This is a genomic window from Haladaptatus sp. HS23 (genome assembly GCF_056892285.1).
Genome location: NZ_JBXGLH010000001.1, coordinates 315,936 through 339,967 on the forward strand (window position 1 = coordinate 315,936; position 24,032 = coordinate 339,967).

28 protein-coding genes and 1 tRNA gene are annotated in these 24,032 nt (G+C 63.7%); 8 read left to right on the top strand and 21 right to left on the bottom strand.

The features are described 5' to 3' along the window. Positions 1-44: 44 nt before the first annotated feature. On the bottom strand, positions 45-1,514 hold the full coding sequence (locus tag AC1XDK_RS01680) for an MATE family efflux transporter (protein WP_483348043.1): 1,470 nt from the start codon (positions 1,512-1,514) through the stop codon (positions 45-47). Then, positions 1,511-2,119, bottom strand: a complete 609-nt coding sequence (locus tag AC1XDK_RS01685; protein WP_483348044.1) for a TetR/AcrR family transcriptional regulator — start codon at positions 2,117-2,119, stop codon at positions 1,511-1,513. Before AC1XDK_RS01685 ends, AC1XDK_RS01680 begins: the two co-directional genes overlap by 4 nt. Before the next feature lie 163 nt (positions 2,120-2,282). Here AC1XDK_RS01685 and AC1XDK_RS01690 point away from each other — a divergent pair, with 163 nt between their 5' ends. Continuing rightward, a complete protein-coding gene (locus tag AC1XDK_RS01690) occupies positions 2,283-2,882 on the top strand; it encodes a TetR/AcrR family transcriptional regulator (RefSeq protein ID WP_483348045.1) in 600 nt (199 codons plus the stop codon). Between the two features lie 9 nt (positions 2,883-2,891). Here the strand turns inward: AC1XDK_RS01690 and AC1XDK_RS01695 are convergent, their stop codons facing one another. After that, complete coding sequence (locus AC1XDK_RS01695) at positions 2,892-4,139, bottom strand: ABC transporter permease (protein ID WP_483348046.1); 1,248 nt, start codon at positions 4,137-4,139, stop codon at positions 2,892-2,894. After that, on the bottom strand, positions 4,136-4,879 hold the full coding sequence (locus AC1XDK_RS01700; protein WP_483348047.1) for an ABC transporter ATP-binding protein: 744 nt from the start codon (positions 4,877-4,879) through the stop codon (positions 4,136-4,138). Before AC1XDK_RS01700 ends, AC1XDK_RS01695 begins: the two co-directional genes overlap by 4 nt. A 194-nt stretch (positions 4,880-5,073) precedes the next feature. Between AC1XDK_RS01700 and AC1XDK_RS01705 the strand changes: the two genes are divergently transcribed. Together AC1XDK_RS01705 and AC1XDK_RS01710 are read left to right on the top strand one after the other, a co-directional pair. Then, a complete protein-coding gene (locus AC1XDK_RS01705) occupies positions 5,074-5,247 on the top strand; it encodes a hypothetical protein (protein ID WP_483348048.1) in 174 nt (57 codons plus the stop codon). A gap of 38 nt (positions 5,248-5,285) precedes the next feature. Beyond that, a complete protein-coding gene (locus AC1XDK_RS01710) occupies positions 5,286-6,200 on the top strand; it encodes an alpha/beta hydrolase (RefSeq protein WP_483348049.1) in 915 nt (304 codons plus the stop codon). Positions 6,201-6,210: 10 nt separating this feature from the next. On the opposite strand, the gene AC1XDK_RS01715 is transcribed toward AC1XDK_RS01710, so the two are convergent. Next, positions 6,211-6,681 (bottom strand): metal-dependent hydrolase, encoded by a 471-nt coding sequence (locus AC1XDK_RS01715; protein ID WP_483348050.1) that lies wholly within the window; start codon positions 6,679-6,681, stop codon positions 6,211-6,213. A gap of 95 nt (positions 6,682-6,776) precedes the next feature. On the opposite strand from AC1XDK_RS01715, the gene AC1XDK_RS01720 reads away from it, so the two are divergent. Next, the gene (locus tag AC1XDK_RS01720; RefSeq protein ID WP_483348051.1) at positions 6,777-7,469 is read left to right on the top strand and encodes an SDR family NAD(P)-dependent oxidoreductase; all 693 of its coding nucleotides are present in this window, start codon (positions 6,777-6,779) and stop codon (positions 7,467-7,469) included. Between the two features lies 1 nt (position 7,470). Here AC1XDK_RS01720 and AC1XDK_RS01725 read toward each other — a convergent pair whose 3' ends face one another. Both AC1XDK_RS01725 and AC1XDK_RS01730 read right to left on the bottom strand, forming a co-directional pair. After that, entirely contained in the window at positions 7,471-8,193 is a 723-nt protein-coding gene (locus AC1XDK_RS01725; protein WP_483348052.1) for a YqjF family protein, read from the bottom strand. A gap of 2 nt (positions 8,194-8,195) precedes the next feature. After that, a complete protein-coding gene (locus AC1XDK_RS01730; protein ID WP_483348053.1) occupies positions 8,196-8,441 on the bottom strand; it encodes a hypothetical protein in 246 nt (81 codons plus the stop codon). Between the two features lie 84 nt (positions 8,442-8,525). Between AC1XDK_RS01730 and AC1XDK_RS01735 the strand changes: the two genes are divergently transcribed. Together AC1XDK_RS01735 and AC1XDK_RS01740 are read left to right on the top strand one after the other, a co-directional pair. Further along, positions 8,526-9,359 carry a ZIP family metal transporter gene (locus AC1XDK_RS01735; protein WP_483348054.1) on the top strand — a complete coding sequence of 278 codons (834 nt, stop codon included), beginning with the start codon at positions 8,526-8,528 and terminating at the stop codon, positions 9,357-9,359. Positions 9,360-9,432: 73 nt separating this feature from the next. After that, positions 9,433-10,080: a DUF7978 family protein gene (locus AC1XDK_RS01740; RefSeq protein ID WP_483348055.1), complete on the top strand. Its 648-nt coding sequence runs from the start codon at positions 9,433-9,435 to the stop codon at positions 10,078-10,080. A 60-nt stretch (positions 10,081-10,140) separates the two neighbouring features. Here the strand turns inward: AC1XDK_RS01740 and AC1XDK_RS01745 are convergent, their stop codons facing one another. The 13 genes from AC1XDK_RS01745 to AC1XDK_RS01805 all read right to left on the bottom strand — a co-directional run bounded on the left by AC1XDK_RS01745 (position 10,141) and on the right by AC1XDK_RS01805 (position 22,210). After that, positions 10,141-10,650: a hypothetical protein gene (locus AC1XDK_RS01745; protein WP_483348056.1), complete on the bottom strand. Its 510-nt coding sequence runs from the start codon at positions 10,648-10,650 to the stop codon at positions 10,141-10,143. Between the two features lie 57 nt (positions 10,651-10,707). Continuing rightward, positions 10,708-13,383: a phosphoenolpyruvate carboxylase gene (gene ppc / locus AC1XDK_RS01750; RefSeq protein ID WP_483348057.1), complete on the bottom strand. Its 2,676-nt coding sequence runs from the start codon at positions 13,381-13,383 to the stop codon at positions 10,708-10,710. Positions 13,384-13,456: 73 nt separating this feature from the next. After that, on the bottom strand, positions 13,457-13,786 hold the full coding sequence (locus AC1XDK_RS01755) for a transcription factor S (RefSeq protein ID WP_395283806.1): 330 nt from the start codon (positions 13,784-13,786) through the stop codon (positions 13,457-13,459). Between the two features lie 53 nt (positions 13,787-13,839). Then, positions 13,840-14,244 carry a DUF8135 domain-containing protein gene (locus AC1XDK_RS01760; RefSeq protein ID WP_483348058.1) on the bottom strand — a complete coding sequence of 135 codons (405 nt, stop codon included), beginning with the start codon at positions 14,242-14,244 and terminating at the stop codon, positions 13,840-13,842. Then, complete coding sequence (locus AC1XDK_RS01765; protein WP_483348059.1) at positions 14,241-15,098, bottom strand: hypothetical protein; 858 nt, start codon at positions 15,096-15,098, stop codon at positions 14,241-14,243. Before AC1XDK_RS01765 ends, AC1XDK_RS01760 begins: the two co-directional genes overlap by 4 nt. Positions 15,099-15,228: 130 nt before the next feature. Continuing rightward, entirely contained in the window at positions 15,229-16,065 is an 837-nt protein-coding gene (locus tag AC1XDK_RS01770) for an RAD55 family ATPase (protein WP_483348904.1), read from the bottom strand. A gap of 11 nt (positions 16,066-16,076) precedes the next feature. Next, a complete protein-coding gene (locus tag AC1XDK_RS01775; protein WP_483348060.1) occupies positions 16,077-17,054 on the bottom strand; it encodes a beta-ribofuranosylaminobenzene 5'-phosphate synthase family protein in 978 nt (325 codons plus the stop codon). Between the two features lie 80 nt (positions 17,055-17,134). Beyond that, complete coding sequence (locus AC1XDK_RS01780) at positions 17,135-18,091, bottom strand: glycosyltransferase (protein ID WP_483348061.1); 957 nt, start codon at positions 18,089-18,091, stop codon at positions 17,135-17,137. A gap of 473 nt (positions 18,092-18,564) precedes the next feature. After that, positions 18,565-18,635 (bottom strand) — tRNA-Pro (locus AC1XDK_RS01785). Between the two features lie 44 nt (positions 18,636-18,679). After that, positions 18,680-19,738, bottom strand: coding sequence for a succinylglutamate desuccinylase/aspartoacylase family protein (locus AC1XDK_RS01790; RefSeq protein WP_483348062.1), 1,059 nt, complete (start codon positions 19,736-19,738; stop codon positions 18,680-18,682). 67 nt (positions 19,739-19,805) lie between these two features. Further along, positions 19,806-20,678 carry an RNA-guided pseudouridylation complex pseudouridine synthase subunit Cbf5 gene (locus AC1XDK_RS01795; protein WP_483348063.1) on the bottom strand — a complete coding sequence of 291 codons (873 nt, stop codon included), beginning with the start codon at positions 20,676-20,678 and terminating at the stop codon, positions 19,806-19,808. Further along, positions 20,678-21,256: a (d)CMP kinase gene (gene cmk, locus AC1XDK_RS01800; RefSeq protein ID WP_483348064.1), complete on the bottom strand. Its 579-nt coding sequence runs from the start codon at positions 21,254-21,256 to the stop codon at positions 20,678-20,680. Before cmk ends, AC1XDK_RS01795 begins: the two co-directional genes overlap by 1 nt. A 39-nt stretch (positions 21,257-21,295) precedes the next feature. Next, positions 21,296-22,210: a DUF106 domain-containing protein gene (locus AC1XDK_RS01805; RefSeq protein ID WP_483348065.1), complete on the bottom strand. Its 915-nt coding sequence runs from the start codon at positions 22,208-22,210 to the stop codon at positions 21,296-21,298. Between the two features lie 148 nt (positions 22,211-22,358). Here AC1XDK_RS01805 and AC1XDK_RS01810 point away from each other — a divergent pair, with 148 nt between their 5' ends. Then, positions 22,359-22,703, top strand: coding sequence for an SHOCT domain-containing protein (locus tag AC1XDK_RS01810; protein ID WP_483348066.1), 345 nt, complete (start codon positions 22,359-22,361; stop codon positions 22,701-22,703). Positions 22,704-22,710: 7 nt separating this feature from the next. Here the strand turns inward: AC1XDK_RS01810 and AC1XDK_RS01815 are convergent, their stop codons facing one another. Then, on the bottom strand, positions 22,711-23,328 hold the full coding sequence (locus AC1XDK_RS01815; RefSeq protein WP_483348067.1) for an adenylate kinase: 618 nt from the start codon (positions 23,326-23,328) through the stop codon (positions 22,711-22,713). An 86-nt stretch (positions 23,329-23,414) separates the two neighbouring features. On the opposite strand from AC1XDK_RS01815, the gene AC1XDK_RS01820 reads away from it, so the two are divergent. Next, positions 23,415-23,879: a DUF7975 family protein gene (locus AC1XDK_RS01820; protein WP_483348068.1), complete on the top strand. Its 465-nt coding sequence runs from the start codon at positions 23,415-23,417 to the stop codon at positions 23,877-23,879. The last annotated feature ends 153 nt before the right edge of the window (positions 23,880-24,032 follow it).

Sequence of the window (24,032 nt, forward strand, 5' to 3'; positions counted from 1 at the left end):
GTACAGGTGTTTCGGTGACGACGGTAAAACGACCGAAGGTCGCGTCAGTCCGCGGGGGACGGCGCGTTGGCTTCGCCGACCTCGCTCGTCTTCCACGTCCCGCGTCGGAACCAGAGGAAGGCGAGAATCGCGGTCACGGTGTTCGAGAACGCGATGGCATACCAGACACCCGTCGCACCCATGCCGCTCACTTCGAGGAGGTAGTACGCCACGGGAATGCGGAACACCCACAGCGAAAGGATGGTGAACACCATCGCGGTGGTGGTATCACCCGCCCCGCGGAACGCCGACGTGACGACTCGGAAGACGCCGAGGAACAGGAACGTCGGGCCGATGATGTGGAGGTACTGTGCGCCGAGTTCGATGACCCGTGCACGGTTTGCGCTGTCCCCGACGAATATTCCGACGACCGGTTCCGCGAACACCCACGCGAGGACGCTCACCACGGCGAGCACGACCGCCAGCGTCATCGAAGCGTAGTAGACTGCCCGCTCCGACCGCTCCGGTTTGTCCGCACCGAGGTTCTGTCCGACCGCCGTCGTCGTCCCCTGTGCGAGTCCGATGCTCGGGAGGAAGACGAGCGAGTTGAGTCGGTTGCCGATTCCGAAGGCGGCGACCGCTGGATTCCCGGCCATCGAGACGATGGCGGTCAGGAACGTGATACCGAGCGCCCGCATCGACATGTCCACGCTGGCGGGAGCCCCGATGCGAACGATTTTCCTGATGGTCTCCGGGTCGGGAACGATGTTCTCGGGCGTGAGATGGATACCGACCCGCCCACTGAACAGGATAGCGAGTCCGATGACCGCGCCGACGCCCCGGGAGAGCACGGTGGCGATGGCCGCGCCCTGAACCCCGAATCCGGTGAACCCGGTGAGGTTGAGGAGGGTCGTCTGAAGACCGCCGAATCCGAGGGTCTCCAACAGCAGGTTGTTCGTGAACCCGTAGATGAAAAACGGGTCGAGGACAATGTTGAGCGTCACGCCGAACGCCATCAGGTACATCGGCGTCTTCGTGTCGCCCCATCCGCGTAGAAGCGCCTGAAACATGAAGAAACCGAACATGAAGAACACGCCGATGAACGTGGTCTGCGTGAACTCCACGGTCCACCGGTACACCTGCGACCCCGGCGTCGCGCCGATGAGCGAGACGAGGGTCGGCGCGGCGAAGTAGCCGATGACCGCGAAGACCAACGACGCGAGCATGGTGAACGTGATGGTCTGCCCGGCGACGTGGTCCACGCGCTCGTGGTTGCCCGCGCCCTTGTTCTGGGAGACGAGCGCCGTTCCGGCGATGGAAAACCCGGTTCCGAGGCTGATGAGCAGGAAGACGAGCGGGAACGCGTACGAAACCGCGCTCACCGCCCCGGAACCGATCTGACCGACCCAGAAGGTGTCCGCGAGGTTGTAAACGACCTGCATCAACTGGCTGAGGACGATGGGTGCCGACAGCAACAACAGCGGTTTGAACAGGTCACCGTCGGTGAGGTTCACGTCGCGGTTTCCGGCGCTCATTCCCCGTCACCTCCGACGGTAATTCGACCGATAAAATCGCGAATCGCCGCTCGACCGACGTCGTTGGGGGCGTCGGTGCCGAGGACGACGCTTCGACCGCGAGCGCCGTCGAGGAGTATCAGCAGGTGCTCGGCGGCCCGCTCCGGGTCGATTTCCTCGAACTCGCCGCGCTCGACGCCGTCCGCGACGATGTGCGAGAACAGGTCTTTCAAGCGGGCGTCGTTCGTCCGAAACTGGTCCCGGAAGTCGTCGTTGTACGGCGCTTGCATCCCCATCTCCAACATGGCGGTGTCGAAGTCGGTGTGACAGTCCGCGTCGGAAAGGAGCGCTTCGACGGTAAACCGGAGCGTCTCTTCCCCGCTCCCGTGTCCCTCCGTCGAAACCGTTCGGTCGAATTCGTCGAGCAGGTGTTCGAGAAACGAGACGAGCAACTCCTCTTTGCCGTCGTAATGGTAGTGGAGGAGCGACTTGCTCTTTCCCAGTTCGTCGCTGATGCGTCGCATCGTGAGGTTCGCATAGCCGTACTCACAGAGCGCGCGGTGTGTAGCGTCCATGATTCCTTCGTGTGTCTCGGGTGGTGGCCCGGTCGAACGAGGTCGTTCCATCTACTTACTGAATAGTTAGTCAGCCCTGTTAAGGATTTTGTCGTTCAACCGTCACAATCACCCGACGGGACGGTGGAGTTCCACGAGAAGCACCGGAAATGCCGAAACACCCGTTCGAAGCACGACCACAAGCGTTTTGCCGCGATAACTAGTTGTTTAGTCAATGGCAGAGCCATCCGGCGGCGACGAGCGTTCCGAATCCGAACTCGAAATAATGCGGGCCACCTATCGAGCGCTCTGTGAGTACGGCTATGCGAACATGACGATGCAGACGATAGCCGCGGAGTACGGCAAATCGACGGCGGCCATCCACTACTACTACGATACGAAAGACGACCTCCTCGCGGCGTTCCTTAGCTTCCTGTTGGACAAGTTTATCGACCGGGTTCACGAAGTCGAAACGACGGCCCCGAAGGAACGACTCGACCTGCTGTTGGACCGCTTGTTGACCGACCGCGAGGGAAATCGTGATTTCATGGTCGCCATGTTGGAGATGCGAGCGCAGGCTCCGTACAACGACGCGGTACGGGAGCAGTTCCAGCGCAACGACGAGTACACCTGCTATCTCCTCAAGACGGTTATCGCCGACGGGACGGATTCCGGCGTGTTCTCGGTGGAGGACCCGGAACACGCGGCGGAAGCGCTCATGCTCATCGTCGACGGCGCGCGAACGCGCTATGCCTCCCTCGACGAGGAGAACGCGCTCGAAGAGGCGCGTGAGGCGGCACGGGAGTACGTCGAATCGGTGCTGATGGCGAAATAAAAAGCGCCGTTATTCGTGTCGGAGCGCGTCGATGGGGTCGATTCTCGCGGCGTTCCACGCCGGGTAGAGACCCGAGACGAGGCCGACGCCGATACCGACGACGATGGCGATAACGAACCACTTCGGCGCGAACGCGAGGTCGAAGCCGATGGCCTGCGCGGCGGCGTACCCGCCCGCGATGCCGACGACGGTTCCGACGACGGACCCGATGACGCCGAGGATGACCGCCTCGACGAGGAACAGTTGGATGATGTCCCGTTTCTGCCCGCCGACGGCTTTCATGATGCCGATTTCGCGGGTGCGCTCGGTCACGCTCACCAGCATGATGTTGGCGATGCCGATGGCCCCGACGATGAGCGAAATGACGGCGATGCCGGTGATGAAGCTCGTGAACGTCCCGATGACCTCCTGAATCTGGTCCACCAGTTGCCGGTTCGTCTGGAGGGACACCTCGTAGGACGCGGGTTTGAGTTGGCTCGCGTCGGATTCGTTCGACAGGTACGATTTGACGGCGGGTTGAACGCTATCCACGTGGTCGTAATTGACGGCCCGTACCGTGACCTGCGGGTAGGCCTGTTGCCGTTCGCCCGTCGCCGGACTCTTCACAGTCGTGCCGTAGAACGGGTCCGTCGGGACGTAGATGTGGGGTTGTGCCGCACCGAACGCGTTCGCGGTGGCCGAGGCGTTGAGGATGCCGACGACGGTCACGGTCCGCGGGCCACTATCGAACTGAAGCGTGAGCGTATCGCCGGTAGTGACGTTCGTCGAGAACAGGGTCGCCGCCGGTTCGTTGAGGACGACTTCGTCCTCCCCGGGCGTGAACGTGCGTCCCGACTCGAACGAATCGGCGGCGAACGAATTCGGCGTCGTCGCGGTCACGCTCTCCCAGCCGATGGTTTGGCCCTCGTGAGCGATAGAGGAAACCTGTACGTTCCCCTGTGGCACGACGGAATCGACGTCGGAGAGTCCCCGCAACTGCTCGATGTCGTGTTCGGTGAACACCGGCAGTGAGCTTCCCTGCCCCTGTGGGCCGCCGGGTCCGTCGTTGGAACTCGGGGGGCCCACGCTCGCGACGATGGACGGGTTGTCCTCCGCGGTGACTTGGCCGACGACGGCGGCCTGAAGGCTCGCACCGAGTGTGACGAACGTGATGACCGACCCGACGCCGATGATGATGCCGAGCGTCGTCAGTACAGACCGGAGTTTGTGGTCGCGGATGGACCGCCAACTCATCGCGAAACTCTGGCGCACGTTCATGCGTTCGCCTCCATCCGCCGCGGCGCATCGACGGTTTCGATGCGCTCTACTTCGCCGTCCAACAGGTGCACGATTCGGTCCGCGTGTTCGGCGACGACCCGTTCGTGGGTGACGAGGAAGATGGTGTTCCCTTCGTCGTGAAGCTCCTCGAACAAGGAGAGAATTTGGCCCTCCGTCTCCGTGTCGAGGTTGCCCGTCGGTTCGTCGGCGAGGATGATGGCGGGGTCGTTCGCCAACGCACGCGCAATCGCAACCCGCTGGCGTTGGCCGCCCGAGAGTTCGTTCGGACGGTGGTCGAGTCGGTCACCCAACCCGACCCGTTCGAGGAGGTCACTCGCCCGTTCGTTTCGGGGCTTTGTCTTCACTCCCTGGAACACCATCGGCAGGGCGACGTTCTCCTTGGCGGTGAGCTTCGGCATCAGGTTGAACGTCTGGAAGACGAACCCGATTTCGTCACCCCGGAGGGACGTCCGCTTGGAATCCGAAAGCGTCGTCACCTCGGTTCCGTTCACCGTAATCGACCCATCGGTCGGCATGTCGAGACAGCCGACGGCGTTCATCAGGGTGCTCTTTCCCGACCCGCTCGGCCCCATGACGGCGGTGTAGGACCCGGTTTCGATGGTCAGGTCGACGCCGTCGAGGGCGTGAACGGGTTCGCCGCGGTGGTAGGTCTTGCGGACGTCGGTCAACGTCACGGCGGCCGTCGGTTTCCGTGTCGCGTTCGTAGGTTTGTCTGGCATGAAGTCGTGATAGTGTGTTCGGTCGCTCGGCGGGTCCTCTCGCGGTCGGTCACGGGTGCACCGAGGCTATCGGCAGTTTCGGCACCTTCGCACTCACTGACTGAACATTCATTCAGTAAGTGATAAACCTTTCTCGATACGTGGTAACAGAGCCCGATTCGAAAAACCGATTGCGGTTCCGCGGAGGGGCGGGTTTGACATTCACGGCCGTTGACGGCTTCGGTATGGGGGTATGTGACATCTGCGAACGACGGAAGTCGAACGGAACGCACCTCGTCGGACGAACCGGCGAGTTGTGGGTGTGCCGAGGGTGTATGATGCGGGCCGTCACCGGAAAGAAGGAGGAGCTATCGTTCGTTGACCCGTGAGACGACTTTTATGTTCCTCGTCGTCCTCGTAGGAGATAATGACGAAGACACGGGGACGCGAGCTATCACGGTTGCGGTACGCGAGGAACGACGCCGATTTCGAGAGCGAGGGGACGCGCTGTGCCGGGTGGCTCTACACGCCGGAGGGCGTCTCGAATCCGCCCGTGGTCGTGATGGCACACGGGTTCGGGGCGGAGCGAACCTTCGGGTTGCCGGAAATCGCGAAGGAGTTCGTCGCCCACGAGTTCGCCGTCTTTCTCTTCGACTACCGAAACTTCGGCGACAGCGACGGCGAACCCCGCAACCTCGTAAGCGCGAGTCGGCACGTCGAGGACTGGGAGGCGGCCATCGACCACGTCCGGGGACTGAACGCCGTCGACCGACGTAAAATCGCGCTCTGGGGGACGTCCTACAGTGGCGGGCACGTCATTCAGGCAGCGGCCGACGACCACCGAATCGCCGCCGTCATCGCACAAGTTCCGTTCGTGGACGGACGGGCCGTCGCCCGCGCATCCGGCGTGAAAAAGCTCCTGAAGGGAACGGTCGCGGGCGTCCGTGACCTCGTCAGGAAGTACACGTTCCGGGGACCGCACACGGTTCCCATCGCCGGATATCCCGGAGAGTTCGCGGTGCTCAACGCACCGGGAGCGATGGAGGGAATGGAAACCATCGTGCCCGACCCGCCGGTGTGGGACAACGAAGTCCCGGCCCGCGTCTTCCTCGAAATTCCGTTCTACCGACCGATTTCGGTCGTGGAGGACGTTCCGTGTCCGTTGCTCTTCGTCGGGGGGCGAGACGACGACATCGTCCCCGTGTCGTCGGTTCGGTCGGCGGCGGAGGCGGCCGACGCGACGTACATCGAACTCCCGGTCGGCCACTTCGACGTGTACGACGACGCGCTCGATACGGTGGTCGGCTACGAAGCGGCCTTCCTCGACGAGCAACTGCGATAGTGACGAACGGTCATCCGAGGAGGTGGCCGAGCGTCCACGCGCCGCCCGCCGACACGAGGCCGAGGACGAACAGGAGGACGTTCGCACGGGTGTCGCTCGCGGGCACGATGTCGAGGGTGAAGTTTCGCTCCGAGAGCGGCCAGAACGGACGAACGCCCATCGGCGTGATGACGTCGGCGAGGAGGTGGGAAACGATGGCGAGCGTGCCGACCAGTAGGCCGAACTCCGCCGCCTGTACGCCACCGAGAAGGCCGCCCGCGAGGGCGGTCAGCACGCCGACGGTTCCCGCGAACGCGACGGAGTGCGTCGGTCCTCGGTGGTCGAGTCGGGGCATTCGCGTATCGAGGTCCGGTATCATCGTGAGGGTGACGGTGACGACGCCGCCGAGGAGGGCGTACGTCGGGGACCCGGTCGCAACGAGGGCACAACCGATGGGCGCATAGAGCGCGAGTGCCACGCCGCAGTGGCCCGGCTGATACATGGTTTTCACTTGCACTGCACGGGGTTAACTGCAACGGGGGGTTCGAAGGGACGCCGACGGCAACCGATTTGACGCTTCCCTCCCTCGTTCCCCCCATGGACGGATTGACGGCGGTCGTTACCGGCGGGACGCGAGGAATCGGCCGAGCGGTTGCGGCGGCGTTCGCGGACGAAGGCGCGACCGTCACCCTCTGTGGACGGAACGCGGAGGAAGTCGAAGAGAGCGTCGAAGCCATCGAGGAACGGGGCAACACCGCAATCGGCCTCCGCGCCGACGTTCGTGACGAATTTGATATGGAGCGATTGGCGGAAACCGCCGCCAGAGAGGGAGACGACGGCATCGACGTGTTGGTGGCGAACGCCGGAGCCTACCACGGCACACCCGGCGAAACGCCGTTGCCGACGGAATCCTACGCGGCCTTCGACGACACGTTTCGGACGAACTGCCGGGGTGTGTTCACGACGGTTCGGGAGTCGCTTCCCCATCTCACCGACGACGCCCGCGTTCTCGTCCCGACGGGCAGTATCGGCCACGAAACCCATTCCGGGTACGGTTCCTACGCCGTCTCGAAGGCCGCCGCGGAGGCGCTCGTCCGCGGCTTTTCGGCCGAACTCGACGGAACTGTCGTCGGCGTCGACCCCGGCGTGGTCGGAACCGACATGATGGATGGGAAGGGACGCGACCCGGATGACGTGGCCGAACTGTTCGTCTGGGCTGCCACGGACGCGGAGGAGGTAAACGGGGACATCGTCGGCCTGAAGCAGTGGCGGCAGGCGACGCGGGAGTGAGTCAGTCGAGTCGCTTGGGCGCGTGGACGTGAAACTCCATCTCCGGGCAGTACCGAACCCGCGGTTCGGCGTCGGGGGTCGGCAGACCGACGGCATCGAAGAGCGAACCGGCGCGAACGTCGGCCTCGGCGGGGCACAGCGACCACGGGTCGTGTTCGACTCGGGCGGTCATCCCGGCCTGCGGGACGAACAGCCGATAGCGCTCCGCGAGGAAGTCGGCGAGCGACCCGGATTCGGGGGCGGTTACGGTGGGCTCCGGACGATACGTCGCCTCGAATTCGACCGGGAGCGTTTCGGGATGGAGTCGACGGCTCCGAACCCGGTGTGATGCTTCCAGTTCCGTCGCTTCGACCGATTCACTCGGTGCACTCGTTCCGTCGGTCTCGACGGCGATATCGGCATAGAAGTACGGAAGGTGATACAACCGTCGTGCCACGCGTGTCGCAAGCCGACTCGCCGTATCGAGGCTCAAAAAGTAGACGCCGGTGGCGTCGCCGAGACGGACGTAGGTTCGGAAATTGACCTGCGGGAACGTCATGCCGAACGCCCTCGGCGTGCCGGGAGGTCTCGCGTTCTCGATGGTCGAAGCGAGGACGCTGACCCACGCCCGCCCGTCGTACGTGTCGAGCGCCAACGAGTCCGGAATCGCGTTTTCGAGCGGCGCGGTATCGACGGGCCAGTGGACGAACAGACAATCGCGCCACGTGAAACGAAGGGCACGCATGGTCACGACCGCCAGTAGTACCAGCAGGTGAAACAGCAGAACGGGACGCCGAAGGAGATGGCGAGGACGGGAGCGAGCGGCAGCACGCCAAGCGACCCGGTGACGAATGCGTCGAGACCGAAATGCGAAAGCGTGCCGTACACCAGTTCACCCGCGAACGGAACGGTGAGTCGGAAGAGGAGGTACGCAACGAGCGTCTGTGCCACGCGAACCGAAAACCGCACACCGCGAACCGTCTTCGTCTCCATTGTTTTTTACGTGCCGCCGCTCGGCAATAGCTTTGTGGTGGCCGACCGACGGGCTTAATAACTCCACCGAGAAGGTTAATAACCATGTCACGACTGTCACGGCTCGGCGTCGCCGGGTTCGTCGCCCTCGTCGTCCTCACCGGAGTGGGGGTGACGGCGGGCCTGTCCAAAGTCCTCGTCATCGGATGGGTGGCGTTCGCGGCCATGGCCGCGGGTGCCCTCCTCTCCGGGCGGACGAGCGACTCCATGCACGCGAAAAAGCTCGTCTGGGCCTTCGGGTTGGCGAGCGGCGCGATGATAACCAGCGCCGCCGTCTTCCTCGTCCCGAGCGCGATATCACACCACCCGGAGTTCGGCGGGTTCGGCATCGCCTTCGGCATTTTGGTCGGGTTCAGCGCCCACACGATAGGCCATCGAGCGACCCACCTCGACACCGCGCTCGACCACACGTCCGTCGAACTGACCGCCCACTCGCTCGCCGCGGGTGCCATCATCGGCCTCGTCTACGGCAACATGCCGGACCTCGGGCTGCTCCTCGGCCTCGCCATCGTCTCGCACAAGGGACCCGCGGGGTACGTCGCCGCCCACCGACTCCGGGACGGCGGAAACCCTGTCTCCGTACTGCTCCTTCCCGCCGCCGGAATCGGAATCACGGCCATCGGTTCCGCGCTCCTCCAACTCCCGTCCAGCGCCGCGATAAACGGCCTCGTCTTCGGGTTCGCCGCGGGCGTCTTCCTCCACGTCGCCATGGACTTCCTCCCGCGCTGTGAACTCGGCGGCGAGGTGTACGAGGTGGCCCAGTTGAGCGACAACGCACACCACCTCCTCGACAAACTCCGTATGCACGCCGTGGCGAGCACCTCTCTCGGCGGTATCGCCGTGTTTGCCCTCTGGGTGGTCATCAGCGGGTCCGGCTAGCGACGGTACGGTTCGTTCTCGCCGTTTCCGTGGAAAAAAGATATAATGTTGTCGGATAGATGTGAGAATAGTAATGGTTCGAACGCATCTCCCACTCCGGCGGACCGTTCCCCTCGGTATCGGAGCGTTTCTATCCGGATACCTCCTGACGTTCGTGGCTACGGCGGGTCGTATCGGCGAAATAATGGCCATCGAACTCCCCGGGAGCTATCTTGACGCGACGTCGCTCTCACATATTTTCGGGACACCGCCGTCACGGTGGGTTCTTTCCGGATGGATGTTTTACAACGCCCACTTCGTCCCGACGAGTCTTCCGACGGCGGATACGGTCAACGGCTTTCGGTCGCTCACGAACCGGTCCCTTCTTTCGATGATCGGTGGACCGTTTTTTCTCCTCTATCTCGTCCCGCCACTCCTCCTGTTCGGTGCGGGATACGTAGCGGTTCGGACCGGAAAGGCGCCGGGTGCCAACGGACCGCGAAACGCCGGAGCCAGTATCGCGGTCGGCTATCTTCCGTTGTTCGTCGTCGGCACGTTCGTCTTCGCTGCCAGTGCCGCCAACGCCGCGGTAACCGCCTCACCGGACGGTATTCCGGCGATTTTCCTCGGTCTGGTCTATCCCATCGTCTTCGGTGCACTCGGCGGGATGATGGCGGAACGTCGTTCCGAATACGAAACGAACGTTCCCGACGACGCCGAAGGAACGTCGGGGAGATACTGATACCGGCCGCTGTGCCGTGTGAATCCCACCGAGCACAGCGACAGTGAACCCCGCGAATCCTCACAGTTCCCGAACGGAATCCGGGTTCTCCACGTCCCACAGGTATTCAGGTAGAAAGGCGTCCAAGTGGTCGATGATTTTGCGCTCGCTTTCGTTCATCCCCTCGCAGTGGTCCCACGCCGACTCGCGGATGTCAACGTGCATCTCGCCGTCCTCCTTGCGGATGGAGACCGGATAGACGAAACAGCGGGCGGGCTTCCAGCCGTTTTCGGCCTGTAACTCACAGAGGCCGTCCCCGCGGAGGAAATGACAGGCACACCCGTCCTCTGCGGTCTCGTCGTGGTCTTTCTCCTCTCGGCGTACGAAATCCTCCCCGCGGAACTCGGTGGTCGCCTCGTTCAAGTCGGCGTGTGTTCCCAACTCGAAGAACTCGCGGTCGTACAGCATGACGCCGTGGTGACAACACCACGTACAGCTATCGACGCACTCGAACGTGAGGTCGGGGTCGAACTCCACCACCGCCTCGCGACCCGGATGCACTTCGACGCGAACCGGAGTGTCAGCGCTCACGTTCGCGTGTGAGCCGTAGAGCGGGAAAGGTCATCCGATTTCGACGGAGCGACGGACTCACCCCGTGTTTTTCATCCCCGCCGCGACGCCCGTGACGGTCAGACGGAGCGTCCGGCGCTCCGTCTCCGTGAGGTGTGACTGGCGAAGCAGGCGAACTTGGAGGAGGTTGAGCGGGTCCACGTAGGGATTCCGACGGTCGAGGCTCTCCCGAAGCCATTCGCGCGCGAGGAGGTCATCGCGCCCCGTGATGTCCAACACGAGTTCGACGGAGCGTTCGTACTCCGATTCGAGTTCGGGGAAGAACTCCTCGCGCAGGTTCTTCGGCGCGAGGTCCGCGTACTCCGCCGTGATTTCGAGGTCGGTCCGGGCGAGCGCCATCGCGGCGTTGTCGATGGTGGTCCGGAAGAACGGCCACTCCTCGTACATCTCCCGGAGGGTTTCGACGTCGCCATAGGCGTCCAATCCCTTGGCGAGCGAGTACCATCCCGGCAGGATGCAGCGGCTTTGAGTCCACGAGAACACCCACGGAATCGCGCGGAGGTCCTCCACGGTCCGTTCGCCGGAGCGGGAGGCGGGGCGCGACCCGAGGTTCAGGTCCTCGATGACGGTTATCGGCGTCGTCTCCTCGAAGTACGAGACGAAGCCGTCGGATTCGAGCAGGTCGCGGTAGGCGTCGCGGGCGGCGTCGGCGGCGACGTCCATCGCTTCGGTCCACTCGTCGGGAATCGTCTCCTCGTCGTCTTCCAGTGCGGCGTATCGTGCCCTAATCTGGGCGTCGAGCATCTGTTCGACGTTTCGCTCCGCGATGACGGGGTTCGCGTACTTCTCAGCGATGGCCTCGCCCTGTTCGGTGAACTTGACCTGGCCGGAGACGGTTTCGCGGGGGAGTGCCAGCAGGGCCTCGTTCATCGGGCCGCCGCCGCGCGAAATCGACCCGCCGCGCCCGTGGAACAGGCGGAGGGTGACGTCGTACTCCTCGGTGATTTCGGCGAGTCGTTTCTGGTTCCGATAGAGGCTCCAGTTGGCGGCCAAAAAGCCGTTTTCCTTGTTCGAATCGGAGTACCCGAGCATGATCTCCTGCGTCCCGCCGCGCGCTTCGAGCGCCGCGGCGTAAGCCTCGTTTTCGAACAGGGTGCCGACGATGCGCCGTGCGCCCGAGAGCGCGTACTCGGTTTCGAGCAGGGGGACCACGTCGAGTCCCGAGTAGCCGGGCAGGTCCACGATTCCGGCTTGGTCCGCGAGGAACAGCACCTCGAGGACGTGGCTCGCCTCCTCGGTCATGCTGATGCAGTACGTGTCGATGGTCTCCGCGCCGTACTCGCGCTGCCATTCGGCCGTCTCCGAGAAGAGAGTCAGAACCCGGCTCGCGGTCTCCGAAAGCCCCTCGGTGTCGATGTCGATGATGGGTTCGTCCTGCAGGATGGCGTCGGTCAGCAGTTCGACCCGTTCGTCCTCGTCCATCGAATCGTAGTCGAAACCCTCGCGGGCCAGCGCCTCCGCGATTGCCGTGGTGTGGTTCTTCTGATGGTCTCGCAAATCGAGCGCGGCGAGCGAGAACCCGAAGGTTTCGACGCGGCGGCGAAGCGGGTCCACCTCCGTATCGACGACGCTCTCCGCGCCGTCCTTCCGGAGGCTGTCGGCGATGGCGTCCACGTCCGCGAGGAGTTCCTCGGCGTCGTGGTACCCGCCGGGGCGAACGTCGCCGACGCGGTCGATTCGCTCGCGCATCAGGGCGAGTTTCTGGCGGTACGGTTCCTCCGGGTAGCGCTCCGTCACGCGCTCCGCGATGGTGGGGAGTTGCTCGCGGTCGGTGTCGAGGCTCGAATCGAACAGACTGCTCGTCTCGATTCGGTCGCCGTCCTGACTCAGCACGCCGGAGAGGCGCTTCAGTTCGTCGCGGTAGCGCTCCAACACGACTTCGCGCTGACGGTCGAGGGTTTCCGCCGTCACCTCGGGCGTGACGTGCGGGTTGCCGTCCCGGTCGCTCCCGGCCCACGAACGGAACGCGAACAGTTCCGGAACGTCCACGTCGAACTCCTCGCCGACGGTATGGTCGAGTTCGTCGTACACGTCGCCGACGATGTCGAAGAGGACGTTTTCGAGGTACCAGAGGACGTTTCGCGCCTCGTCAGCCACCTCCGGGCGGCGCTTTCTGACCTGTCGCGTCTCCCAGAGGCCGGTCACTTCGCTCTCCAAGCGGCGTTCCAACTGATTCTGCTCGCGGTCGGTCAACCTGCGCTCGTCGAGTTCCGAGAGGAGGACTTCGACGGAGCGGAGTTTCGCCTTGACCGTCTTCCGGCGCGCCTCGGTGGGGTGGGCGGTGAAGGTCGGAACGACGTTCACGTCCTCCAGCACTCGCTCGACGGTTTGGGAGTCCGCACCGTCCCCGGCGAGCGTTTCGGCGGTGGCCCGAAGGCTGTCTTCGAGCGTTCCGTCCTGCGTTCCCTCGCGGATGGCGCGCACGCGTTGGCGCTCCTCGGCGAGGTTGATGAGTTCGAAGTACGTCGCGAACGCCCGTGCGACGTGGCCGGCCAACTCGGGCGGGAGTCGGTCGATTTCGTCGCGGAGTACGTCGCGGGACGCCGCGTCCCCGTGTCGGTAGTCGATGGCTCCGGTTCGTACCGTCTCGACGGCCTCGAACGCCTCCCGCGATGCGAGTCGCGAGAGGACGTCGCCGAGCAAGCCAGCCAGTTCGCGGACATCCTGTCGGACGTCCCGGGTATGCAATCGCATACCAGTGTGTCTGCGCCGCACTACCTAAAACGTCGGTCTGCGGGTAAAATATGCGAAGTATTTGAGATGATAATTAGTTGTATTCGCGCCAGCGATAGCCGCACTCCTTACATTTGAAAAACCGTGTCGGTGCCTCGTCGGCGGACGCGGTTTGTTTGATGGTGTACCACGCGACGTCGTGGCCGCATTTGTCGCAGTGCACGTCCTTCGCGGTCGGTTTGCCCTCGAAATCCGCGCCCTCCTCGGTCTCGATGACGTCCGAATCGTCCTGTGCCTCGGTGGAGACGAACTCGGCGGCGCGCTCTTCGTCCTTCGCCACCGTCGCCTGACAGTCGTCGTTCGTGCAGACCATCTTCGACCCCATCGTCCGCATCATGGAGCCACAGTCGTCGCAAAATTGCATACCCCGCCTTGTGCGCGGAGCGTGAAAAACGCCACGTACCGAGGGACCACCGCTTACTTCTCGTCCACGTGGAGGTCGTCCTCGTCCGCGACCATCGGACAGTCCGCCACCCGGAAGTGGTCGACGTCGGGCATCGAGAGGATGTCCGTTCCCTCGTGGGTACACCGGAGGTTCGGCGGGTCGCCCACGTGCGGACACCCCTGGCAGTTCGTCTTCGGAATCGTACGAACGTCGCGGTCGTCCCGTCCCGCCTCTCGGGGGGCGCTCACGACCAGTTCGCCGCTGTCCTCGCTCAGCAGGTCGGCCCAGAGGTCGTCCGTGTCGACGCCGCCGACGTTCACCTCCTCGAAGACGTCATCGACCCGCTCCGATTTCCGGCTTCGGCGTTCCTCGATGTCCGAGACGAGGTCGGAGAGCGGTTCGTCCCGTCGTTCGGGGTCCTGGGAACGGTCGCTCACCCCTCCGTCACCTCGGACAACAGGTCGGCAGCCTCGGGGTCGATGTCGGCGTCCGGGTCGATGGTGTCACCCTCCAGCGCGGGCGGACGACCGACGACGAGCCAGTTCGACCCGAAGAAGCCCTGCTTGGGTTCGATATCCTCGAACGTCGCGCCGCAGTGTGGGCAGGACGGTTCGGTGAGCAGCGCGATGGTGACGCTCATCTCGCAGTCGCCACACTTGGCGCTCTCGATGCCGTGTCGATTTGCCGTCCGAGCGAGTTCGGCGGTGACGACCCGCGTCGCGTTCGCCGTGGCGAGCGCGCGGGCTTGGTCGCGGACTGAGACGAGCGCACGGGCGAGGACGTCGAGACGTGCATCCAGTTCGTCCGTCGTCTCGGTGAGATAGTCGAGGACCTCCTCGTAGTTCTCGAAACCGGAATCGAGCCGTTCCCGGTTTTCCACCACGCGTTCCCGGAGGCGGTCCACTTCCTCCGCGACGCTCTCGCCGACGTTTTCATCGTCCTCGGTGTTCCCGTCGTTCCCGTCGTCCACCGTCTGCCGGAGTTCGTCCAGTTCGTCCCGCAGGTCAGGGTGGTCGTGGTCCGCCGATGCCTTCCCGTCCGTTTCGCGTTTTATCTGCACGACGCGCTCCCGGACGTCCGTCAGTTTTTCCATGAACTCCCCGCGGAGTTCGTCCAGTTCGTCGAACCCGCCGTCCACATCGTCCTCGTGGAGGGACCCGTGTGCTGCGAGCAGTTCGGAGAGGAAGCGCTGGCGGGAGACGCCGAGTTCGTCGGCCGTTTCGGTCACCCACTGGGAAACCGATGTCGGCAACTCTACCGCTGGAACGTGGCTCGCGTCTTCGCTCTCCATTCGGTTGGATTCCTACTTCTCACAGCGCTGACTTAACGTTTCGCCTCGTTGGGGGCAGGATTCCGAAAGAAGTGACGTTGTTTTGAGAACCGATGTCTCCTACCAAGGTTGCCTCTCGGGTCCGTCCGAACTACCGAATCTTACGGACGTTGCTGATGTCCAACCCGTCGCTCCGTATTTCCGTTTCGAAGCGGACGATATTTTCCTCCTCGATGCGAGAGAGGACGCCGCGATACTCGCGGACGAACATGGTCCGGGCGCGTTCGTTGCCGCCGCTTTCCCACTCGAAACTGATAGTGCCGTCCGTCGCGCTCATCAGGGACCCCATCTGTCGTCCGGTCAGGCTCTCCTGTGCGACGAGGACGAGTATCAGGCCGCCCCACGCCTTGGCCGCCTTCTTCATGCCTTTGAGGAGCATGAGCGTCTGGTTCCAGTCCACCTGCTCGTCGGGGAGTGCGGAGAGGTCGGTCAGCGAATCGATGACGACGAGGTTCCCGGGTGCCTTCTCCGAGAGATATTCGCCGAGCGCTTCGAGGACCCCGCGGCGCTCGTGACTACTACCGAGGTCCGTGATGGTGCGGCGTTTTTGGACGTACCAGTCGTTGGGAATCGGGCTCAGTTGGAAGTATTCGGCCGAGAGGTCCTTGACCGAGATGACCTCCGACGCCAGTGAGACGAGCGACTCGTCGATGGTGTGTGTGAGTTCGCCGACGATTTCGGCTTCGTTGGCGGTAAACGAGACGTAATGAATCTCGTCGGGAAACGACGAACGCGAGTCGACCGAGCCGTAGTGGAGTTCGAACAGGTCCGGGTCGGCGTCGACGAGGGCGTTGATGGTCGCGCTGGTGTACGCGAACTCGCGTGCGCCCGCCCCGGCGTCGCCAGCCAACAGGACGACGCTCCCGGGTGGGGACCCCCCGCCGATGAGGGAGTCGAACTGCGAGACGCCGAACGGGATTCGGTCCATGTCTTCCTCTCTCATTCCTGATGTTTACCGTTTACGCTCGCCCCGGTGTTGCGTGCGGACGTGAGCACCACGTCGCCGCCGACCCTCGCAGAATCGAGCGCGTCGTGGGCGACTTCGACCGCTCGGTCGGCCATCCCCCGCGTCGTCACGCCGTACACCGCGGGTCCCCACGACGACTGCCCCGCGCCGAACACCGCCGGGGAGGACTCCATCGCGGTGACTAGTTTGCCGACGGGCGGTCGATAGACGCCACCCTGCTCGTCGGCGTACCACGCGCCGTTTCGGCGGCCGATTTCCGCGACGGCGGACCCGAACCGTTCCGGGTCCGACTCCGCGATCGCCGGAAGGACCCGTCGAAGGAGTATCGAGGAGATGTCCTCTGCGATGGTCGGGTCCGCCCGTTCGACCACGGAGCGCATGCTCGCGTCCTCGTCGGTGCCGTTTCGTCCCGGTTCGGCGTCCGGGAGGACGAGGACGAACCGCCAGTCCTCGGGGACGTCGTGTCGTGCGACGACGGGGGGGACCGACCAGTCCCCTCGTGCGGGTCGGTCGGTGGTGAAGCGCTCCGTGGGGTGTCCGGCATCGACGACGAAGCCGCCGCGTTCGAACGTCGAAACGCCGATACCGCTCCTCCCCGCCCTGTCGAGGGCAGGTGCATACTCGCGAACGTCGGGGCGGGTGCCGTACGCGTGGGCGATGGCGGCGAACACGGCCAGCGCGAGTTGCGTTCCGCTCCCGAGGCCGACGTGTCTCGGGAGCGTCTCGTGGATTCGCACGTCAGCGCCGGGGACGGACAGCAGGTCCGTTGCTCTGCTCGCGTACCCGTGTGCACACGAATCGTCACAGTGCACCTCGTCCGCGGGTGTCGCCTCGACGGAGACGGTCGGCAAGGAAAGCGCGACTCCCAAACCACCGTACAGTCGCTCGTGGGCGAGCGAGAGGTTCTGAAAGCCGAAATGGAGTCGGCCGCCGACCGTCACCTGTGCCATACCTAACGGTCAGTCGAGAGGGGAATGGCGATTTCGGCAGTGGCAAATTACCGTGCCATTTCACGAACGGCCAAAACGAGCTATTCCATGTGGTCGAGGACGTACTCGGCCGCTCGGTCCGCGCCGTTTTCGTACTCGGGGGCCTCGGGCGGATGGCGCACCGCGCGGGTGACGTGCGGAATCGAGTGTTCGATTTGGAACCCTCGGAGACCCCGGCGTTCGATGACTCGCGAAACCCCGTGTTGTTCGTCCGTGAACGGATAGATGACACACGGCGTCCCGGCCACGGCGGCCTCCATCACGGTCGAATAGCCCGAACAGACGACGACGTTCGCGGCCTGAATCCACGGGAGGAGCGACGGCACCGAATCCCACCCGTCGTGGCCGACGAGGGTCACGTCGTTGCCGTCCGCTTCCAGTTCGCGGGCGAGTTCCACGAAATTGGTCGTGTACGTACTCGGGACGAGAAGCACGTCGATGTCGTCGGGAGCCTCCGCGCCGTTGGGTTCGAGGGCGATGGGCGGGATGTGGACGACGCCCGGCGGGTCGCCGCGGTCCGGCGGCCAGATAGCGGGATAAAAGAACGCGTGGGACACCGAAACCTGATAGCGGTTGAGAATCCACGTGAACACTTCCTCGATGGCGGCGTCGTAGTAGGACGCGGCGTTGTGGGTGAGGACGTACAGCGGCGTGTCCGTGCAGTGGGCCGCCATCGCCGCGAACATGTCGTCCGTCACGAGGGCGGCGGGGTCCTCGCGGCGAAGCCACCGCACGAAGTCGAACACGCGCCGTCCGCTGTTCGGAACGCTTCGCGTCAACACGTCGAAAATCGACCCGCCCTGATAGTCGCCGATGTAATCGACCGTCGCCGGACGATAGACCTCGTATCCGTTGTGTTCGATGAACTGGGACCCCGGACCGCCGCCCGCGAGGACGACATCCGTCTCCGGGCCTTCCAATGCCTGTGCCACCGCGAGCATCCGGGTCGCGTGTCCCGCGCCTTCCGGATAATGTGCGACAGCAACGGTCCGGCTCATGGCCAACTGTCTTCCCTGCCGTGGGAAGAATATTTGGATTTCCCGCTTCGGAAGAAAAAACCGGATAGGGACGGCCGAAAAGGAGGGGTTCGGTCGCAGTGCTACGGGTCGTTTATCGCTCGATACGGTTTTGCGACTCACGAAGATGTTCGTCGCAAAAGGTATGGGACCACGGAAAGACTCGCTTTGCTCGTCTTTCCTGCTCCCATCAAAGAGAGGAACCACGGAAAGACCTGCTCCGCTCGTCTTTCCTACTCCCAACAGAAGTATGGGACCACCGAACGACTCGCTTCGCTCGCCGTTCGTAGTCCAATCGAAGAGTGGGACCGCCGAGAGTCGAACACCGTCGTTCCGCTTCGCTTCACGACGAGCTTCGAACTCGCTACGCTCGTCCGACATCGCACAACGTGCGATGCGACGCTCGGCGCTCGTCACAGTTTTGCGACTCACGAAGATGTTCGTCGCAAAAAGTATGGGACCGCCGAGAGTCGAACTCGGGTCCTACGGACCCCATCCGCAGAGGATACCACTACCCCACGGTCCCGCTACATTTCCAAGGAGGAGAGTGCCTATGTTAAGCCCTTCGTTTCACTCCCGCGAGCGCGGGACGACCAAGTCGCCGTCGTCCCGCACTGCGAGGCTCGTGACCGGGTCGTTTTCGTACGCTGCGACCCCGTGATAGCGTCCCACGACGTAGCCGTCGTAGTCCGTCTCCACCGTCGCCTTCGGTTCGCCGTGTGGCGTGACGATGTCGGCGATGACGTCGCCCTCTTCGAAGGTGTCGCCGGCCTCGATGCGATGGCGGACGATTCCGGCCGTCTCGGTGTGCGGGTGGACGGCGCGTTTGACGGGGAAGTCAACGGGCGCGGCGAGTCCCGTCGGTTCCACGTCGCCGGGCAACATGTCGAGTTCACACATGACGTTCAGCAGGCCGACGACGCCCTTCTCGCGGGTGTCCTCCTCGACCACCTCGAAGCCGCCGAGTTCGACCGTGAACGCGGGGATTCCGGCGTTGTTCAGCGCCGCACCCGCCGTCGAGCGCTGGAGGTTCTGTTCCACGTACTCCTCCGCGACGTACTCGTTGATGACAGGGAAGTCGTAGGCATCAACGAGGCGTTCGAGTTCGTCGGCGAGGTCGTGGGCTTCGTCCTCACCGCGCTCAGTTCCGAATAGCACACGGTCACGAATCACGAACGGAATCGACCCGACCTGTGCGGTGTGGAGGTCCACGAGCGCGTCCGCCGAGTCGGCGAACGCGTCGAACACCCGTTCGTTGATGAGTTCCTGCACGCGCGCGGGACGCGACCCGTCCACGTCCGGGTCGGGGAAGTAGCGGTTCGGGTCGTCGCCGTGGTAGTAGGAGGTGCGCGTCGTTCGGCGCAAACCGGCGGGATTCAGGTTCGGAAGACAGACCACCGTCCCGCGAATCTTCGACTCCAACTCCTCCCGCATGACGTCCTGTGCGGTGGCGAGGGCCGTTACCTCGTTGCCGTGAATCGACGCCGTAATCCAGAGCGTCGGGCCGTCCTCCTCCCCGTCCGCGATTAGGACGGGGAGGCGTTCGGGCGTTCCTGTGGGAAGGTCGGTGACGTCCAACCACCCCGTGACGAGTTCGCCGGGGGAAGATTCCGCGGTGCCGACTTGCATACTGGGAGGTGATTTGCGGGCGACAAAAAGCAGCGTGAACCGGCAGGGAAAAACGGGAGTTCGAGGCTTAAACCAACACCCGCTCTAGTTCGACGACCGTCCCTTCCTCCGCATCCGCGTCACCGACCATTCGGCCGAGACAGACCGCCGCACCGTTCGGCGTGTGACAGGCGACGAGTTGGTCCTGTTCCGCTTCCTCAGCCTCGATGACGCCCGGCGCGTACACTTGCGCGCCCTGTGCGACCTGTTCGGCGGCGTTCGGCGCGATGGTCACGCTCGGGAGGTGAGCTAACGCTGCCTCCGCGGGGCGGACGATTTCTCGAAGCCAGTCGTCCTCGTCCGCCTCGCGCCAGCGTGCGAGCGCGTCCGAGAGGTCGTGGAGGGTCACGAGGTCGGTATCGTCGAACGGGTCGGTCGCCGTTCGGCGGAGGTGGCCCATGTGTGCCCCGGTTCCGAGGGCGAGGCCGATGTCGTGACAGAGCTTGCGGATGTACGTGCCGCTCTCACAGCGAATCCGGAGGAGGGCCTTTCTATCCTGCACTTCCAGTACATCCAAGTCGTAAATTTCGCGCACGCGAAGCTTTCGCGAGACGGCGCTCTTTCGCGGGGGTTTCTGATACAGCGGTGCCTCGAACTCGGCGACGACGGACTCGATGTCGGCGGGTGCCGTCTCGTGCAGTTCGAGGACTGACACGTACTCCTTCGACCCTTCGAGGAACACCTGCGAGAGGCGGGTCGCCGAACCGGTCAGCATCGGTAGACAGCCGGTGACTTTGGGGTCGAGGGTGCCCGCGTGGGCCGCCTGTTCGACCTCACAGAGGTCCCGCACCCACGCCGCGACCTGATGGGCCGACGGGCCGGGCGGTTTGTCGAGGTTGACCACCCCGAATTCGAGGAGTTCCGCGGGCGAGCGCTCGGATGGTGGGCCGCGAAGCGTCATTAGAAATCGTATGAGACGCCGGTAATCGGGTACTTGCCCTCGTCGGAGCCCGGTTCGTAGTTTTCGACGGCGGTCGTGAGCATGTCGAGAACGTCGTCCGGATTCCACCGCGCGGTGTTGATGCTCAGGTCGTAAATCGTGAGGTCGGTAATGTCGATATCGTAGTACTCGTCGTAGCGTTGGGCCTCACTGCCCGCACGGGCGCGGGTTTCGGTCGCCGCCTGCTTTTCCGATTTGTCCTCGCGGTCCGCGATGCGGGCCGCGCGCACGTCGAGCGGCGCGTCGAGCCAGATTCGGAAGTCGGCGTACTCCCCGGCGAGCCACCCGGCGAGGCGGGATTCGAGGACGACGTCGTCGTCCTGCGTGGCGATTTCGCGGAGTCGCTTGTCCAGTTCGCGGTCTATCCCCTCGTCCTCCTCGGCGAGTTTGTTGAATTCGAGCGGTGTCAAGTCGCGCTCGGCGGCGAGTTCGCGGAAGATGTCGCCGCCGCTCACGTGGTCCAATCCGAATGCCTCTGCGAGTCCTTGCGCAGTCGTACTCTTCCCACTCCCCGGTGGGCCTGAGACGGTCAATAACATATGTACCCTCGAACGGGCACCAAGAAAGAGGTTTTGAACTTACGTCGGCGTCGTCTGGATGTTCAGCGCCTTGCGGATGAGTTGCGTGAACGCCATCGAGCAGAGGAAGTACCAGATGATCCACGCCTGCATCGGACCGAGCGCGCCATGCGTCCATTCGATAGGCCCGCCGACGAGAGGGAATACGACCTTGTGCGGAACGACCGCCGGCGTACCGTCGCCGATGCGCCAGTACATCCAGAGGAAGGCCGGAATGGTGATGAACATCGTCCAGACCATCGGGCGGAACTGCTCTTTGAACATGCCCGTCTGGTCGCCCATGGCTTCCATCTGTTCCTGTCGGATGCGCTCCATCGCCTGCTCGTCGCCCTCCTCCTTCGCTTCCTTCTGACGCTGCTGGATGTCCTTCATCCGGTCCTGATACATGCTCATCTTCTCCATGTCCATCAGGTTGTCCTGCAGGAGCGTGGTGTACAGGCCAGTCAGCATGGCGACGATCATGATGACGACGTAGAACGGGAGTGCGGCGTCGATGGGGCCGAGCACCACGTTGACGACATTCCCCACGGCGGAGCGGATGCCGTTCTGGGAGTAGCCCAAGAACAGGCCGATGCTCGCCACCGCCGCGAGTTTGTCCCACTTCGACCACGTCGTGGTTTCGATGTCGTCCACGTCGCCCGACGAGGACGCCGTACTCGTCGTTGCCGTTCCGGAATCGTCGAGTGCATCCGCGACTTCGTCCGGGTCCGCGAGTTCGAAGCCGTGAATGCCGTCCACGAGGATTCCCTTCTCTATCAATCGACCCCACTGGCCGCTCGTGAGGTCGTCGCTGACGTCGCGCCACTCGACTTCGTCCGACCCTTCGTCGGTCCGCTCGTAGATGACCGAGAGGGCGTCGGCCATCGCCGGGTCCTCGGCGATGAGCGATTCTACCTTCTGCGCTGTCCGTGCCATTGTAGCACGTTTGGAATTCGGCGTTAATCAACCTTCGGCATCGGCACGAGCGCGCGGCGAACGGTGCCCCCTCCGACGCGGGAGGGAACGGTCGAAGGACGAACGGTTGGAGGATAAATTTTTTACAGTTGTCACGTGACTCGATAGCATGAGCGAACTGAGCGAAATACTCCCGGAGCACGACTTCTGGCGTGCGGTCGTGTTGGGTGGGTTTGCCGTCTTCTTCATGGGTATCATCGAAGTCGTCGCCTCGGAAGCGTCCTACCTTCTCGGAATCGTGGCCGTTCTCGGATTTCTCGTGTGGTATCTGCGGGACGGCGGTGAAACGGCCGTCGTACAGGAAGAGGAAGAAGCCGAACTCGACGCCGTGGAAGTCCTCAGGGCCCGCTACGCGAACGGCGACATCGACGAAGCGGAGTTCGAAGGGCGACTCGACACGCTCCTCGAAACGGAGTCGGCGGAACCGCGGGAAAAAGAACTGTCCTTCGAGTAGACCGCTTTCAGGCCTCGTCTTCGACCGTTCCCTTGATTTCGTCCCACACCTCGTCCGGCGTCTGCTCGCCGTCGATGCGGACGAGTTCGCCCGTCTGGTCGTAGTGTTCGATGACGGGTTCCGTGTTCTCGTGGTAGACGCGGAGGCGTTCGCGCACCGTCTCCTCGGTGTCGTCGTCGCGCTGGACGAGTCGTTCTTTTACCGCCTCGTCCTCGGCGGGGTTGTATTCGACGTGGTAGATGTCGCCCGTTTCGGGGTCGAGACGGCGGCCGGTGAGACGGCCGACGAGTTCGTCTTCGGCCACGTCGAGGTACAGAACGACGTCGAGGTCGGTGATGTCGTCCAAATACTCCGCCTGCGAGAGGTTTCGCGGGTAGCCGTCGAGGACGTAGCCGTCGGCCTCGGCGAGCGCGGCTTGGACGATTTCGTTGACGACGGCGTCGGGGACGAGTTCGCCCTCGTCCATGTAACTCGCGGGAGTTCCGTACTCCGTCTCCATGTGCTTGTTCGCGCGAAGCGCGTCGCCGGTCGTGACGTGTTCGACGTCGAATTCCTCGGCGATTCGTGCGCTCTGTGTCCCTTTCCCAGCACCGGGAGCACCCAAAATCAGGATGTTCGGGTTCATGCACTCACCTGCACCGTCTTCGCATAAAGGCTTACGGAAACCGAGTGGAGCATCCGGTTTTTGAGGGCCGAGGACGAACGACCGGTATGACTCGATTCAGCGCTTCGACGCCGACGGAACGACGGAAACTCGTCGTGGACGCCATCACCGCACACCGCGAGCGCGGAAGCCCGTTTTGCACGCTGACTGCCGACCTCGAAACCGGGTCCGAACCGGACCTCGATTCCGAATCGAAATCGACGCCGACGGGGGCGGACGACGCGGGCGACGAGGACGGGACGGAAGAGGAACTCCCGCCGTGGATTCAGTTCGGCGACCGGACGCTCAATCTCGACTGTACGGACGAGGAGTTAGAGGCACTCAAGACACTGGTTCGGGAGTTCCCCGCCTTCAAAATCGAGCAGTTACAGAGCCCCGAGGACGCGGACGGGACGAACGTGCGAATCAGCGCGAAAGCGGACGCGAACCGCATCGCACAGTTCGTAGACCGGGCGTTCCACGAGGTGTACGGCTGTTCCGAGTCGGTGACGGTGTGGGCCGTCGAAGTGTGAGTAGGTGGCTGGTTCCGTAGTCGTTATCACCCTGCTCGGTAATTACGGGGACGCATGACACATCGACACGCGATTCGGGATACGACCGATATCGAACACTGGACGGACGCGACGCGACGGTACACCCGACAGGTCATCGACACCGGATGGTAC